Origin of the sequence: Trichococcus flocculiformis, from assembly GCF_963662535.1 — a bacterium.
Classification (GTDB): Bacteria; Bacillota; Bacilli; order Lactobacillales; family Aerococcaceae; genus Trichococcus; species Trichococcus flocculiformis.
Map to the genome: position 1 here is coordinate 1,727,104 of NZ_OY759718.1, position 14,894 is coordinate 1,741,997.

A 14,894-nucleotide genomic window follows, 5' to 3' on the forward strand; every position below is an offset into this window, starting at 1 on the left:
TAAGACCAGATACAGTGAGCAAATACCCAAAAAGTTTTGTGATGTAGAGGAAAAGAAAGGCGGAGGTTAGATGCCAAATCCAGTAGTAGCCATAGTAGGCAGACCAAACGTAGGAAAATCAACAATATTCAACAGACTGGCAGGAGAGAGAATATCCATCGTAGATGATGTCTCTGGTGTTACGCGCGACAGAATTTATGCAAAAGGAGAGTGGCTTGGCAAGACATTCAACATCATCGATACAGGCGGAATCGATATCACTGATGAACCTTTTATGAGCCAAATCAAATTGCAAGCGCAAGTAGCAATTGAGGAAGCGGATGTCATCATCTTTTTGACAAGCGTCAGAGAAGGTGTGACGGATGCAGATGAGAACGTCGCAAGAATCCTTTACCAATCCGATAAACCTGTCATATTGGCGGTAAATAAAGTGGACAATCCGGAAATGCGCGCCGAGATATTCGATTTTTACAGTTTGGGATTGGGCGAACCCTATCCTGTTTCAGGAAGCCATGGCTTAGGTCTTGGAGATCTACTTGATTCGGTTGTAGCGAATTTTCCATCCGAAGACGAGAATGCGGAAGAAGAAGATATCATCAACTTCAGCTTCATCGGCCGTCCGAATGTCGGCAAATCATCTTTAGTGAATGCCATTTTGGGGGAAGAGCGCGTAATCGTTTCTAATATTGCCGGTACAACCCGTGACGCTATCGATACGATGTTCGTTGATGAAGAAGGCACGAAATTCCGGATGATCGATACAGCCGGAATCCGGAAAAAAGGCAAAGTCTATGAATCCACAGAAAAATACAGCGTCATGCGTGCAATCCGTGCCATCGAGCGTTCGGATATCGTCATGGTCGTACTGAATGCGGAAGAGGGTATCCAGGAACAAGACAAAAAAGTTGCCGGGTATGCACATGAAGCAGGCAAAGGAATCATCATACTGGTTAATAAATGGGATACTTTAGAAAAAGATAATCATACAATGAAGGAGTTCGAGGAAAAAATCCGTAAGGAATTCCAGTACCTCTCTTATGCACCGATCATGTATGTTTCCGCTGTGACGAAACAAAGATTATCTACTATCCCTGCTAAAATCAAGGAAATCAGCGAAAATCAAAATCGCCGTATTTCTTCATCCTTGTTGAATGATGTCCTGATGGATGCTGTCGCACACAATCCAACGCCGACTGACAAAGGTCGTCGTCTGAAAATATACTATATGACGCAGGTAGCTGTAAAACCGCCGACATTTGTTGTTTTTGTCAACGATCCAGAATTACTGCACTTCTCATATGAGCGTTTCCTTGAGAACAGAATCCGTGATTCGTTCGATTTTGAAGGAACACCATTTCACTTGATAGCTAGACAAAAAAAATAAATTACCTTCACAAAGGCATTAAATCCACTATAATCGTTGCAGTAGCACGGTTTGTGTGCTATTCTTTATTAGAAATATCTTTTCAATTTGACTGCGGTATTTCAGAACTATTTTTGGACCACTCAAAAATAGTTTTCCCATGTTTTGTTGTGTTATCAAAGAAAGCATGTATTCTTCTTCTTTAAAGGAGGTGAAAGGACAACATGGCAAACAAAGCTGAGTTAATCGAAAGAGTTGCTGGAAAAACAAACTTGACTAAAAAGGATGTTACAGCAAGCGTTGATGCATTATTTGAAGTGATTCAAGAAGCATTAAAAGATGGTGAAAAAGTTCAAGTTATCGGTTTTGGTAATTTTGAAGTTCGTGATCGTGCAGCTCGTAAAGGACGTAATCCTCAAACTGGGGAAGAAATCCAAATCGAAGCAAGCAAAATTCCTGCATTCAAACCAGGTAAAGCATTGAAAGATGCAGTTAAATAATTCGTGAAAATGAAGTTGGGGCCTTATGGGGCCTCAGCTTTATTTTTTTTGGCGGAAAATGATGATAGTAATCTGGGCAGGGTGTTCGCTGTGTTGGACAGAGAAAGGTCCGAGGAACAAATAGATACAGATGTCGAACTTTATGATAAAATGTAAAAGAAGAGCACTAGCAAGAAGAGCGTATTGAAGGAGCAGTTGACGAATGAATAAAGAAGCACAGGCAATGATAGAAGCCATTCAACAGAATGAATTGGAGGCGGCTGTCCAACTGTTCAAACAATCAGTTGAACAATCCGTCCTGGAGAACAACAGCGCTGATTTAGCCGAATTGGCAGAAACGATGCACGCCTTAGGCTTCTTGAGTGAAGCAAAAGAGGCATATGGCGCATTGAATTACCTAGCACCGCAAATACAAGAGTGGAATATCGCTTTAGCAGAGATCGCCATCGATGAGGATGACTACGACAAAGCTTTGGATATTCTGCTCACGATCGATAAAGAAAGTGATGTGTACCCGCAGGCTTTGTTGACGATGGCTGATGCTTACCAAGTACAGGGCTTGTATGAAGTCAGCGAAAAGAAAATATTTGAAGCGATGGCGTTGTTGCCGGATGAACCGATATTGGATTATGCACTGGCACAGCTTTACCACTCAATCGGGGAGTACAAGAAGGCGATTCCGATTTATGAGGAGCTTGCATTCGGGAACGGGGAAATCGCATCCGCAACGCAGTTGCATTTTTTCCTGGGCGATTGTCACAATGCTATCGGCGAATTCGAAACGGCGCTCCAGTACCTGGAGCGCATACCGGCTGATGAACATTTTCCGGACAGCTATTTCCAACTCGGCTTCACTTATTTCCAACTCAAGGAATACGCGCGTGCCATCAGCATTTTTAATAAATTGCTCGAAACGGATAATGCTTACCTGAGTGCGTATTTGTACTTGGCAAATGCGCTTGAGGCCGAATTGGAGTTGGAAGAAGCGCTTGCTGTGGTGGAACAAGCCATCAGGATGAACCCTTATCAGCATGAATTTTTCACGACAGCGGCCAAGTTGCAATTGAAATTGAACAGGGAGCAAGATGCGGAACGTAATTTGCTGGAAGCGGCAGCGCTTGAGCCGGACCTTTCCAGTATCCATTTGGCCTTTTGCAACTTGTTGCTGAAGCAAGAAAGGTTCGAAGAATTGATAACGTACATTGCTGACCGTGCAGAACAGGAAGACAACGATCCGCAATACAATTGGTTGCTTGCAGCGAGCCACAATGCCTTGGAGGACTACGCTTCGGCAAACAAAGAATATGAAGCGGCTTATCCGCATTTTGCTGATAATGAGGCGTTTTTGCTGGGGTATGCAGCGTTCCTGAGAGAAGAAGGAAACCGGGATAAGTTGAGTGAAGTCATTCACCAAGGTTTGGCGCTTTACCCTACTAATATGGAGTTGCTTCAACTCCATGATGAACTGCATCATTTCGATCAATAAGTCGTCAACCCATCGGATAGGAGGTTTTAAAATGATGAATCCTACTTTGGAGGAGAAAAAAAATTTTATTTCTTGGTTTATTCAGAATTATCAATTGAAGCGCAGAGAGTCTCTTTGGATACTCAATTATCTGCTCAATCATGAGATTTTATTGAAGAATATCCATCTGATTGAGGAAGTTCATACAACGAACAGAGGAATGGGGTTTGCGGTAGTCGGAAATCCGAAAGAGGCCTTCATGTACTATAAGGACGGAAAGACATTCGAAGATCCCGAACAGGCATTCCATGACTTGCGCTTGAATTGGAAAGAGGACTTTTATCTGGAGTTGTTCTTTGATCAGTCTTACCAGGTGCTCTCATTTTTTGGGGTTTTGGAGGACAATCCATATCTCCAAGAATCCGAAATTTTTGATAAGGATCTGGAAGAAATCGTAGACAAATCCCTGGAAAAATTGGCGGTGAAGGATCGCATCCATTATCTGAAAAAGCAGATCGATATCGCGCTTATCCAATACGATGAAAACAGCTTCAGGAAGTTCACGAAAGAATTGAAAGACTTGGAAGAAAAAAATATGATCTGATAAAACGCGGATATGGCGCGGCATAATTGTGCCGGCAGCGTTAAACGGAAGGGAACGTGTAGAATGAAAATTGTAGTTTCGGGATTTAAAGGCAAGATGGGGACCGCCTGCACAAATATGGTCCTGCGCCAGGAAGACTTTACTTTGGTCGCTGTATATGATCCTTTCGCAACAGAAAAGCAACTGGATGAATTGCCGCAATATGCCGGTAATCCTGTGAGAGTATTCCGGGACAAAGCGACCCTGGTAAAGGAAGTTGAAGCTGATGTATGGATTGACTTTTCCAGACCGGATGCAGCCTATGACAACACACGTTTCGCACTTGAAAACGGTATGCGCCCCGTAATCGGTACTACCGGCTTTTCCACGGAACAACTAGAAGAATTGACCAACTACTCTAAAGAAGTGGGTCTGGGCGGCTTGATTGCCCCGAATTTTGCGATCGGCGCTGTTTTGATGATGGAATTCGCAGCAAAAGCAGCAAAGTATTTCCCGGATGTGGAAATCATGGAATTGCATCACGAGAACAAATTGGATGCGCCAAGCGGCACAGCCATCAAAACAGCCGAATTGATCTACGCAGTGAGAGGCGACCATCCACAAGGTCATCCAGAAGAAAAAGAATTGATTGAAGGTGCAAGAGGGGCTGATTACCATGGCATGAAAATCCACAGCGTCCGTTTGCCGGGCTTAGTCGCGCATCAGCAAGTGCAATTCGGCAGTGCCGGAGAAGGTTTGATCATCCGTCATGATTCTTATGACCGCGACTCCTTCATGAACGGTGTTGCGCTATCCTGCAGAAAAGTAATGGAAATCGATCGCCTGATCTACGGATTGGAAAACTTCCTATGATTATAGAAGCACCGGAATTTCAAAAAGCGATACCGATCATTGAAGCCATTGAACGGGCTGGATATGAAGCCTACTTTGTTGGAGGAAGTGTACGTGACGCGCTGCTGCACCTGGATATTTCGGATGTCGACATCGCCTCAAGCGCAATGCCTGAAGAAATTCAGCGTATTTTTCCGATCACTTTTGATGTAGGCATCCAACATGGAACGGTGTTGGTTTTACATGAGCGGGAGACTTACGAAATAACAACTTTCCGGACAGAATCGAAGTATGAAAAATTCCGCAGACCGGAAAAAGTCGAGTATGTGCGCAGCCTGCAGGACGACTTGAAAAGGCGCGACTTTACGATCAATGCCATAGCGATCGATCGGCACGGAAATATTAAAGACTTCTTCAGTGGGCAGGAGGACTTGGCCAACAAATTAATCAGGGCAGTCGGCAATCCGGAAGAACGCTTCAGAGAGGATGCCTTGCGCATGATGCGCGCAGCCAGATTTGTCAGCCAGTTGGATTTTGAAATCGAACAGGCGACGAAGGAAGCCATTGTCGAGTACCACCCGCTGCTTTCAAAAATCGCGGTGGAGCGTGTGCGTGAAGAGTGGAACAAACTCCTGATCGGAAGGAACCGCAAAGGTGGGATCAAGTTTTTTGTGGAAACGCGTCTATTCCAGATGTGTCCGGGCTTACAAAATAGGGAAAAAGCATTGATCGACCTGGCCTTGTTTCCGCTGCAATTCAAAGGTACAACGATTGCTTGGACTGTATTGATCCATTTTCTTGATCTCAAGGATGAAGTGATCGAGCCCTTTTTACGCCAATGGAAGTGTTCCCGTAAGGAAATCATGGACATTCGTGTTGGTGTGCAGGCGTTGAAAAAACGGCTGCAACAATTTTGGGACTATCCACTTCTGTTCGAAACAGGGATCGAAATCGCCCTGGAGATAGAAGCCATTATCGAGGGGTTCGGCTTGCCGAACCAAAGTGAAAATCTGATCGAATTGAATGTTTCCATGCCGATCCATACGCTGAAAGACTTGGCACTGGACGGAAAAGAGTTGCTTTCATTATTGGGTATCCAACGTGGCGGTCCTTTCGTCGGTGAAATATTCGAAGAATTGAAAACGCTGGTCTTGGCCAATAGACTGGAGAATACCCCATTCGCACTAAGGGACTTCATTACAAAAAGAAGGATGATTTATTTGGATGAGACATTCGAAGTTGACTATACCGTCGGGAAAAAAGATTTAGCGATTGAAGTCGGTTCGGGTACGTTGCCTGTTTTGGCTACACCGGCATTATTGGCCATGATCGAAAATGCTTGTATGGGGATCGTGAAGGAGCACCTCGCAGAAGGGGATACCACAGTAGGGATACACTGTGATCTGCATCATAAAAAAGCCTCTCCAGTCAATGCAGAGATAACAGTGACGGTCAGAGTGACGGAACATAGAGGAAATAAATATTTTTTCGAATGCGCAGCCCGTTCACAAGGCCAAGAAATTGCATCAGCGAAGCACACGAGGGCCGTCGTCAACGCGAATGAATTCATGGAGAGCCTTTAGCAGCTCGACTTACTTTTTTTCCGTCATTAGAAAGGTATTTGTACCTACTTTATAAAAAATATGATAAAATAGTTATATATTCAAAAAGTAAATATATCAGGAGTGATTTCGATGAAAAAAGTAATGACAGGTTTGAGATTTATTTTCAGAAACGGCGAAACATGGACAATCAAGCGTGAATATATCGGAGATTTATGGATCAAGCAAGTCACAACGAGCTACGGTCGAATCGGAAACAGTGATTTCCAAGAAATCCATCCTTGCGAATCTTTGCGTATCGAAATCCACCAAGAAGCAGATCACGTCAACACAAGTGACATCAATCTGGGCGGACTTGAGCAAGGCATGTTCGATCGCGTTGCTAGCCATCAAGACATCGAAAAAATGGATATCCTGTACCAAGATGAGGATCACCCAAAATCCGACGTCATCGTTGAAGTCGACCGCATCTATTTCCCTTACAAAGCATTGGACACTGACGGATTCGACAATGAATACCAATCTTCATTCGTTTCATCCGAAAACAAATTATATATCGTAATCGATCCGGAAAAAAATGTGAAAGACATTTATCCTGACATCGTTTAATGCATCCAACAAAATGGGTCCTTGCCGGCAAAGCAAGGGTCCTTTTTTTGATATCTGACAGCTAATCTGCCCTGGCAGGCCATCAAAAAAATCCGATAATTGTCGTTTATGCGGTAACATTACCCGCGACATAGGATATAATGGGTTAAGCTGCATACAAAGCACGACTCGATCGGAAAGGCTCGTGTTTTTATCAAGAGATATTATCAGGGAAAGTCTTGCAGAAAGAAATACCGGAACAGGAGAAGCTTCTGTTTATTTAGGAGATTATTTTTATGAAGAAAACCTATGCCATTGTCGATCTTGAGACAACGGGATCCAGCTTCAAACGAGGGGATCGGATCATTCAATTCGGATGCACCTTGCTTCAGGCCGACGAAATAATTCAGGAAATCAATATAACCATCAATCCCGGCAGGAAAATACCGGATATCATTGAGAAGTTGACCGGAATCAAGAATAAGGATGTAAAAGAGGCCCCTTATTTTGAAGATGTATGTGACTTCATCTACAACACGTTGGAGGGTTGCATCTTTGTGGCGCATAACGTACATTTTGATTACCATTTTTTGGACAGTTCTCTTCGGGAAGTCGGAATGCCGCCGCTCTCGCTGCCCGCAATGGATACAGTAGAGTTGACGAAGATCCTTTATCCAACCTTGTCCAGCTATCGGTTAGGAGACTTATCGAACTACTTCGTTCTGACGCATGATAATGCCCACGATGCCGCAAGCGATGCTCACGCCACTGCGGAACTCTTTTTACAATTGAAAAAAAAAGCCAATAACTTACCGTTGGTCACACTGGAAAAATTAAATTTTTTGTCAGCGCATTGTCAGGTGGACAACGACTCCTTTTTCCATGAAAGTTATGAGACCGCCAAAGAGATACGCTCTCCGCTCCCGCAGCAAATCTACGTCAAAAATGGATTAGCGTTAAAGGAAAAGGAAATACTCTCGGAACAGACTGCTTACAGAGAAAAAGAAGTGACTGACTTCTCTAAAGTGGCCGTAAGGTTGATGGAAAATCAAGGGCTGGAAATTCGTGCGGAGCAGCTAGAGATGATGCAATCACTTTTTAGCTTCCACCAGGCAGAAACAGCCCTAAATCTGGCGATCGAAGCTGCGCCTGGCATCGGAAAAACCTTGGCCTATCTATTGCCTGCAGCTTATCAGGCTACACCAAAAAACAAAGTGCTCATCAGTACCTCGACGTTGCTTTTGCAAGAACAGATCATGGATGACGAAATAACCCGTTTGCGCAAAATGCTGCCCTTCGAGTTGCAGGTCAGCTCATTGAAGGGTAAGACGAATATCATCCATCTGGAGAAATTAGCTGCTTTGGCTTTAGGGTCTCTCACCAAAAGAGAATCGTTGATCATGATGAGTGTCTTTGTCTGGTTGACCGAAACGGAATCCGGCGATATCAGCGAATTGAGCCAAGCACAGAATTTTGACTTCTTATGGGAAAAACTGACATTTGAGAGCCACGAGGCCCCTTTAAAAGGGAAATGGGCCAATGATGATTTCTTCGCCTTCAATAACAAAAAAGCAGAACAATCCAGTCTGATCGTCACGAACCATTCCTTTTTGAGTCATCACATCGATGGTTTGGCTATTTTTGACCAAACTGAGTCTATAGACTTGGTTCTCGACGAAGCGCATCAGTTTCCGCGCGTCTACCAAGATGCGCACAAAAAAACGGTAGCCTTGTCCATTCTGAAACGCCGTTTGAAGCGATTCGGCTACTTCCTGAGGGACTTTCGAGAGGCGATAGAAAAGGATGCCAATGGCGATTCTTTGGACTATGATTTGTTCAATCTGGAATTCGCGATCGATCAATTGTACCAGGAATGTGCCTATTCAGAAGAAGTATTGATGCGTTCGCTTATCCACGAGGTTGGAGAAAAAGGCGAAGTTTATCTTGATGAGAATTTTCAACTTGAGAACGGAATGAAGAATATATACAAGAAAATTCACCGGTACATACTGGAGGCCAGACTAGCTGCGATGCGTTGCCTGGACAAATCCTGCTTGAGGAATGATCCGGTCATGTGGCCGCGCGCAAAGGCGTTGCTGGATGACTTGGACACGGTACAGGTCAATCTGCAATATTTTTTCCAAGAGCGCGCAGGTACGTATCATGTGCTGCACTTTGCTTGGGATAAGGATCTGCTTTCACTGGAAATCGAAACAAACCAGATTGATTATTCCGGAGAAATCCATTCTAAAATCAAGGACCGATTCAAAAGGACAGTATATTTAAGTTCGACACTTAAAGTGGATAAATCGCTTGATTATTTCAAGAACAAAATCGGTGAAGCTGAATTGCAGGAAGGGCATTTTGATTCACCCTATAACTTAAGTGAGCGGTTGCGGATTTTCCTTCCGGATGACATTACAGCCATTACGTGCTTGGATGATAAACGAGCAGCCAGCCAGATTGTTTTAACGTTGCGGGAAATCGTACTCCCGCAACAGCGCAAAGCTTTAGTTCTGTTTACATCCAACCGCTTGCTCGAAGAGGTCCATAACCAACTCAAAAATGTTGTATCTGCTGAATTTGCTGGGACGGAAATACTGGCTCAAGGATTTTCCGGTAGCCGAAGAAGGATGCACAATCGATTCATGTCAGCCGATGCGGCAATCTTGCTGGGCTCGGCTTCGTACTGGGAAGGCATAGATTTTTCAGATCAGGCAGTCGAAATTCTGGTGATCACCAGACTGCCGTTCGATCCCCCGCATCGCCCTGAAAATGTTGCGTTTCAAGCCTACCATCAGGATCAAGGAAAGAAGGCGTTCTATGAAGAATTTCTGCCGCGAGCGATGATCCGTCTGAAACAGGGTATCGGCAGACTCGTGCGCTCCAGGAATGCCAGAGGTGTCGTCATTTGCCTGGACGACAGATTGATCAAAAGTAATTATTCCAAACGTATGCAACTAATGCTTCCGGAGGGCGTAGGGATCAAAGTAGCCGATCATGATGAAATAAAGACGGAAATTCAGGAATTTCTGAAAAAATAATGCGGTGGGATATTCCCTCAGCTTGCAGTTTAAGGTATCATTAATAATTAGGTGAGATTGCAATAAGGTTTCAAACAAAGATAAGGAAGTGGAAGATGTGAAGAAGAATATCATTGTTGGGGCGATTGTGATTCTTTTCCTGATGATCGTCAGTTCCTACACGATATTTTACCGAAGCCAGCAACCGATGCTGCAGGCGCAGAAAGAAGCAACCGCCATTGCCGAGGAGAACGCCAACATCCAAAAAGTCCAAGATTTTTATTGGTACAATGGATCAGAGACGTATTTTACACTGGCTGGCATCGATGGCAACAATGAAGAATTATATGTCATCATTAAGAAAGACGGCGGTGAAACCACTGTCCTGAACACTGCGGAAGTCGTCACCGAAAGTGAAGCTAAATCAATCACTCAGGCGGATAAGAAGCCTGAACGGATTCTGGAGGCAAGACTGGGGATAGAGAACGAAGAACCGGTTTGGGAAGTCACCTACAAAAATGCAAATGATACGATTGGGTACTATTTGATATCCGCTATTTCTGGTAAATGGCTCAAAGATATAGAAAACATATAAATTGGAGTGATTGAGATGGTAAAAATTTCTGAAAGAATGAATAAAATAAGCGAATCCCCTACATTGGCGACGTCAGCTAAAGTCAACGTCATGAAAGCGCAAGGAAAGGATATCCTTAACTTGACAGTAGGAGAACCAGACTTCGATACGCACGCTTCCATTCTGAATGCCGCAGTAGAAGCAATCCAATCAAACAAAGCAAACCACTACACCCCGACTGCCGGTATCCTGCCATTGCGTCAAGCGATTGTGGATTATCATCAGAAATATGACGGAGTCACTTACGCCGTCAATCAGGTCATCGTGACTGAAGGGGCCAAAAATGCTTTGTTTGCTTTATTCCAAGTCATTCTTAATCCCGGAGATGAAGTCATCGTTCCTGCGCCATACTGGGTAAGTTATACCGAACAGATCAAACTGGCTGGCGGCGTCAACGTTCTTGTCGAAACAGCACCTGAAAAAGGCTTTAAACTCACTGTGGAAGATCTGGAAAAACATCGCACCGAAAAAACGGTTGCTTTGCTTTTAAATTCGCCGTCGAACCCGACCGGTATGATCTACACGCCTGAAGAATTGAAGGCGATCGGCGAGTGGGCGGTTGAACACGACGTCTTGATCATTGCCGATGAAATATACTACCGACTGACTTATAACGGGAACAACGCCATCTCAATCGCTTCACTTTCAGAAGAAATCAAGAACCAGACCATCATCATCAACGGTATATCCAAAACCTACGCCATGACGGGCTGGAGAATCGGATATGCAATCGGAAATGCGGAAATCATCAGTAAAATGATTGAGCTATCCAGTCATTCGACAAGCAATCCTGCCGGACCGAGCCAATATGGCGCGTTGGCTGCATTAACCGGACCGCAAGACTTTGTAGAGGAAATGCGCGCAGCGTTCGAAGCACGCCTGAACTTCTTCTATCCGCTCGTAGCGAGCATCCCTGGGTTTAAGGTAACCAAACCTCAAGGAGCTTTTTACCTGTTCCCGAACGTGAAGGAAGCCGCCGAAATGTGCGGGTTTAAAGAAGTCAAAGACTTTACATTGGCTCTGATCGAGGAAGCAAATGTCGCGTTGGTTTCAGGTGATGGTTTTGGATACCCTGATTACGCCAGAATAAGTTACACTGTCAGGGAAGAACTACTTGCAGAAGCAGTAGATCGCATCAAAAAATTTATCGAAACCCATAAAAAGTAACCTTTTTTGGGAAAAGGAGTAGACCATATTGACACTTATCACAATGGACCAAGCGAAAGCATATGTAGGGCAAGAGATTTCCATCGGTGCTTGGGTAACCAACAAAAGAAGCAGCGGGAAAATCGCTTTCCTGCAACTTCGTGACGGCTCCCATTATTTCCAAGGCATCGTTTTGAAAAACGATGTCGGCCAAGAATTGTTCGACGTAGCAAAATCACTGACGCAAGAAACTTCTTTGATCGTCAAAGGCATTATCCAGGAAGATACCCGCTCGAAGCTTGGATACGAATTGCTCGTAACCGGCATCGAAGTGCTGGGAGAAAGCCAAGACTATCCGATCACGCCTAAAGAGCACGGAACAGATTTCCTGATGGACCATCGTCATCTATGGCTGCGTTCATCCAGACAGCACGCCATCATGAAGATCCGTAATGAAATCATCCGCGCAACTTATGAATTCTTTAATCAAGAAGGATTCATCAAGGTGGACCCGCCGATTCTGACCGGCAGTGCGCCGGAAGGGACGACCGAGCTGTTCCACACCAAGTATTTTGATGAGGAAGCTTACTTGTCCCAGAGTGGGCAGTTGTATATGGAAGCAGCTGCAATGGCCTTCGGAAAAGTATTTTCATTCGGGCCGACTTTCCGGGCCGAAAAATCGAAGACACGCCGCCATCTGATCGAATTCTGGATGATGGAGCCGGAAATGGCCTTCATGCATCAGGACCAAAGTCTGGAAGTCCAAGAAAAATATGTCGCTTATCTGGTCCAGTCGGTGCTGGATAATTGTGATATCTACTTGGATACGCTGGAGCGCGACAAAGAATTGCTGAAAAAATATACACAATTACCTTATGAGCGCATCAGCTACGACGATGCTGTAGCTTTATTGAACGCAAACGGATTTGATGATATCGTCTGGGGTGACGATTTCGGCTCGCCTCACGAAACCTTTATCGCAAATCAGTCTGATAGACCTGTATTCATCCTAAATTACCCGAAAGCAATCAAGCCTTTTTACATGAAAGAACATCCGGATCGTCCGGAAGTCGTTCTGTGCGCGGATATGATCGCTCCGGAAGGGTACGGTGAAATAATCGGCGGCAGCGAACGTGAAGTGGACTATCAGCGCTTAAGCGAACAGATAGAAAAGTTCGGCCTGAGCAAGGAAGACTATTCATGGTACCTGGATCTGCGCAAATACGGTTCAGTACCGCATTCCGGATTCGGATTGGGACTCGAAAGAATGGTTACCTGGATCTCCGGAACCGAACATATCCGTGAGTCGATTCCGTTCCCTCGTCTACTGAACAGAATCTACCCATAATAACAGGGGATGTCACGAGTCTGAATGCAATCAAAACAGAATGGGAGTGGGGCAAATAGCAGCTATTTGTTCCGCTTCCTTTTACTCTGAAGGAGTTTATCAATATAATGTCATACAACGAATTAACCAAATGGATCGAATCTGGCCAGACGCTGATTCCAAATTTTTTGCTGCAGAATTACAAAAGGATCGGGCTTACCGATACAGAATTCATTTTTGTGCTCCAGCTGAAAGCTTACATCGATAAGAACATCCCGTTTCCGAATCTGGCGTTGATTGCTGAAAATATGGGTATTGCCGAAAAGAATGTCTTTTCCTTGCTGCATAATCTGATGCAGAAGCAAATGATTTTGATGGAGACGAAAAATGATCTCGCCGGCAAAGTGGAGGACTCCTATTCCTTGGATCCGATCTATCAACGGCTATTTCAATTGATGGAACGTTCCGAGAAAAAGCAGCCCATCCAGCAGCAGGAGAAGAATATCATGACCATGTTCGAGCAGGAATTCGGGCGGAACTTATCGCCCATCGAGATGCAGACCATTGCAAGCTGGATCGATATGGACCACTATCCGCTCGAATTGATCGAATCAGCTCTAAAAGAAGCGGTATTGAATCGCGTTTACAGCCTGAAATACATCGACCGCATTCTATTGGCTTGGGAGAAGAAAAACATCAAAAGCGTAAAAGATTTGGTCCAACAGCAATCGACGCGGCCTCAAAGCAATCAGGATAAGTTTGATGAAAAAGCGAGAACGGATGCACCGATGGAAGTGCCGTTGTACAATTGGCTGGACACTGACGCGGACGCATAGATGGGGTGAAATATGTTATCGAAAAGAAAGACGGTAGAAGCGCTGGATGAAATGGCGGCGCTGTTCCCAAATGCGCAATGTGAATTGCTGCACCGGAACGTGTTTCAGCTGTTGATTGCGACACTCCTCAGCGCCCAGGCAACAGATGTTTCCGTCAACAAAGTTACGCCAAGCCTGTTCGACCGCTTCCCCACGCCCGAGGCTTTCGTTGCGGCCCCGCTCGAGTCGATCATGCAAGAAATCAGGACAATCGGTTTATACCGGACCAAAGCTGCCAATATCCAAAAATGCTGCAAAATGCTGCTGGAGGACTTCGGCGGCGAAGTGCCGCGCACGCTTGAGGAACTGACCAAGTTGCCCGGAGTGGGGCGCAAAACAGCAAATGTCGTCATGAGTGTCGGTTTCCATATCCCAGCAATCGCGGTGGATACCCATGTGGAACGGATATCGAAACGTCTGCGCATAGCTCCTCAGAAAGCATCGGTTTTGGAAGTGGAAGAGTTACTGATGAAGAAGATTCCGAAGGAACGCTGGTCTGATGCCCATCACCAGATGATTTTCTTCGGCAGGTACCATTGCACAGCCCGAAATCCTAAGTGTGAAGTTTGCCCCCTGCTTTCGATGTGCCAGGAAGGGCAGAAGCGTTTGGGTTTGAAATGAAACGGATCCGAGTAGCTTTCGGCATCCGGAACAAAAAAACAGCCAGCTCCTTTATCAAATCGGGAGCTGGCTGTTTTTTTAAATACATATGAATTTATAAAAATTTCCAGAGTGAAAAGTGCATCACCGTAGGTGTTTCACAAGTTTGCAAAATGTTTCATGCATCTAAAATAATGTCCAGCTTCACGGGTTAGCCCTTCGGAAAAAAGAATAAGGAACCTCTTGTCTCTGCGAGCCAAGACATACTGTTCGACTAATCTGCTGACGCAGAAAGTCTCTCAGCAATTGCGCTCTTCGATGCTCAGGCGGACAGATTTCCTAAATTTCTTTCAGGGCTGAACGAACCCGTTCAGCT

13 protein-coding genes are annotated in these 14,894 nt (G+C 44.8%); all 13 read left to right on the forward strand.

What is annotated here, in order from left to right:
- Nucleotides 1-70 precede the first annotated feature (70 nt).
- The 13 genes from der (at nucleotide 71) to nth (ending at nucleotide 14,539) form a co-directional block, all read left to right on the forward strand.
- Nucleotides 71-1,384, forward strand: coding sequence for a ribosome biogenesis GTPase Der (gene der, locus ACKPCD_RS08300; protein ID WP_086988639.1), 1,314 nt, complete (start codon nucleotides 71-73; stop codon nucleotides 1,382-1,384).
- A 203-nt stretch (nucleotides 1,385-1,587) separates the two neighbouring features.
- Entirely contained in the window at nucleotides 1,588-1,863 is a 276-nt protein-coding gene (locus ACKPCD_RS08305) for a non-specific DNA-binding protein Hbs (RefSeq protein ID WP_068560639.1), read from the forward strand.
- Between the two features lie 202 nt (nucleotides 1,864-2,065).
- A complete protein-coding gene (locus tag ACKPCD_RS08310) occupies nucleotides 2,066-3,349 on the forward strand; it encodes a tetratricopeptide repeat protein (RefSeq protein WP_086988638.1) in 1,284 nt (427 codons plus the stop codon).
- Nucleotides 3,350-3,380: 31 nt separating this feature from the next.
- A complete protein-coding gene (locus tag ACKPCD_RS08315) occupies nucleotides 3,381-3,932 on the forward strand; it encodes a YpiB family protein (RefSeq protein WP_086988637.1) in 552 nt (183 codons plus the stop codon).
- Nucleotides 3,933-3,995: 63 nt separating this feature from the next.
- The gene (gene dapB, locus ACKPCD_RS08320) at nucleotides 3,996-4,784 is read left to right on the forward strand and encodes a 4-hydroxy-tetrahydrodipicolinate reductase (RefSeq protein WP_086988636.1); all 789 of its coding nucleotides are present in this window, start codon (nucleotides 3,996-3,998) and stop codon (nucleotides 4,782-4,784) included.
- Entirely contained in the window at nucleotides 4,781-6,346 is a 1,566-nt protein-coding gene (locus ACKPCD_RS08325; protein WP_321432922.1) for a CCA tRNA nucleotidyltransferase, read from the forward strand. The genes dapB and ACKPCD_RS08325 overlap by 4 nt, the downstream gene beginning before the upstream one ends.
- Nucleotides 6,347-6,457: 111 nt before the next feature.
- The gene (locus ACKPCD_RS08330) at nucleotides 6,458-6,934 is read left to right on the forward strand and encodes a hypothetical protein (protein ID WP_086988634.1); all 477 of its coding nucleotides are present in this window, start codon (nucleotides 6,458-6,460) and stop codon (nucleotides 6,932-6,934) included.
- 275 nt (nucleotides 6,935-7,209) lie between these two features.
- The gene (locus ACKPCD_RS08335; RefSeq protein WP_321432923.1) at nucleotides 7,210-9,957 is read left to right on the forward strand and encodes an ATP-dependent DNA helicase DinG, 3'-5' exoribonuclease type; all 2,748 of its coding nucleotides are present in this window, start codon (nucleotides 7,210-7,212) and stop codon (nucleotides 9,955-9,957) included.
- A 97-nt stretch (nucleotides 9,958-10,054) separates the two neighbouring features.
- On the forward strand, nucleotides 10,055-10,531 hold the full coding sequence (locus ACKPCD_RS08340; RefSeq protein WP_086988632.1) for a cell wall elongation regulator TseB-like domain-containing protein: 477 nt from the start codon (nucleotides 10,055-10,057) through the stop codon (nucleotides 10,529-10,531).
- 15 nt (nucleotides 10,532-10,546) lie between these two features.
- Nucleotides 10,547-11,737, forward strand: a complete 1,191-nt coding sequence (locus ACKPCD_RS08345) for a pyridoxal phosphate-dependent aminotransferase (RefSeq protein WP_086988631.1) — start codon at nucleotides 10,547-10,549, stop codon at nucleotides 11,735-11,737.
- A 43-nt stretch (nucleotides 11,738-11,780) separates the two neighbouring features.
- The gene (asnS, locus tag ACKPCD_RS08350; protein ID WP_086988669.1) at nucleotides 11,781-13,064 is read left to right on the forward strand and encodes an asparagine--tRNA ligase; all 1,284 of its coding nucleotides are present in this window, start codon (nucleotides 11,781-11,783) and stop codon (nucleotides 13,062-13,064) included.
- 107 nt (nucleotides 13,065-13,171) lie between these two features.
- Complete coding sequence (locus ACKPCD_RS08355) at nucleotides 13,172-13,879, forward strand: DnaD domain protein (RefSeq protein ID WP_321432924.1); 708 nt, start codon at nucleotides 13,172-13,174, stop codon at nucleotides 13,877-13,879.
- A 12-nt stretch (nucleotides 13,880-13,891) separates the two neighbouring features.
- On the forward strand, nucleotides 13,892-14,539 hold the full coding sequence (gene nth / locus ACKPCD_RS08360) for an endonuclease III (RefSeq protein WP_276642106.1): 648 nt from the start codon (nucleotides 13,892-13,894) through the stop codon (nucleotides 14,537-14,539).
- Nucleotides 14,540-14,894: the final 355 nt, after the last annotated feature.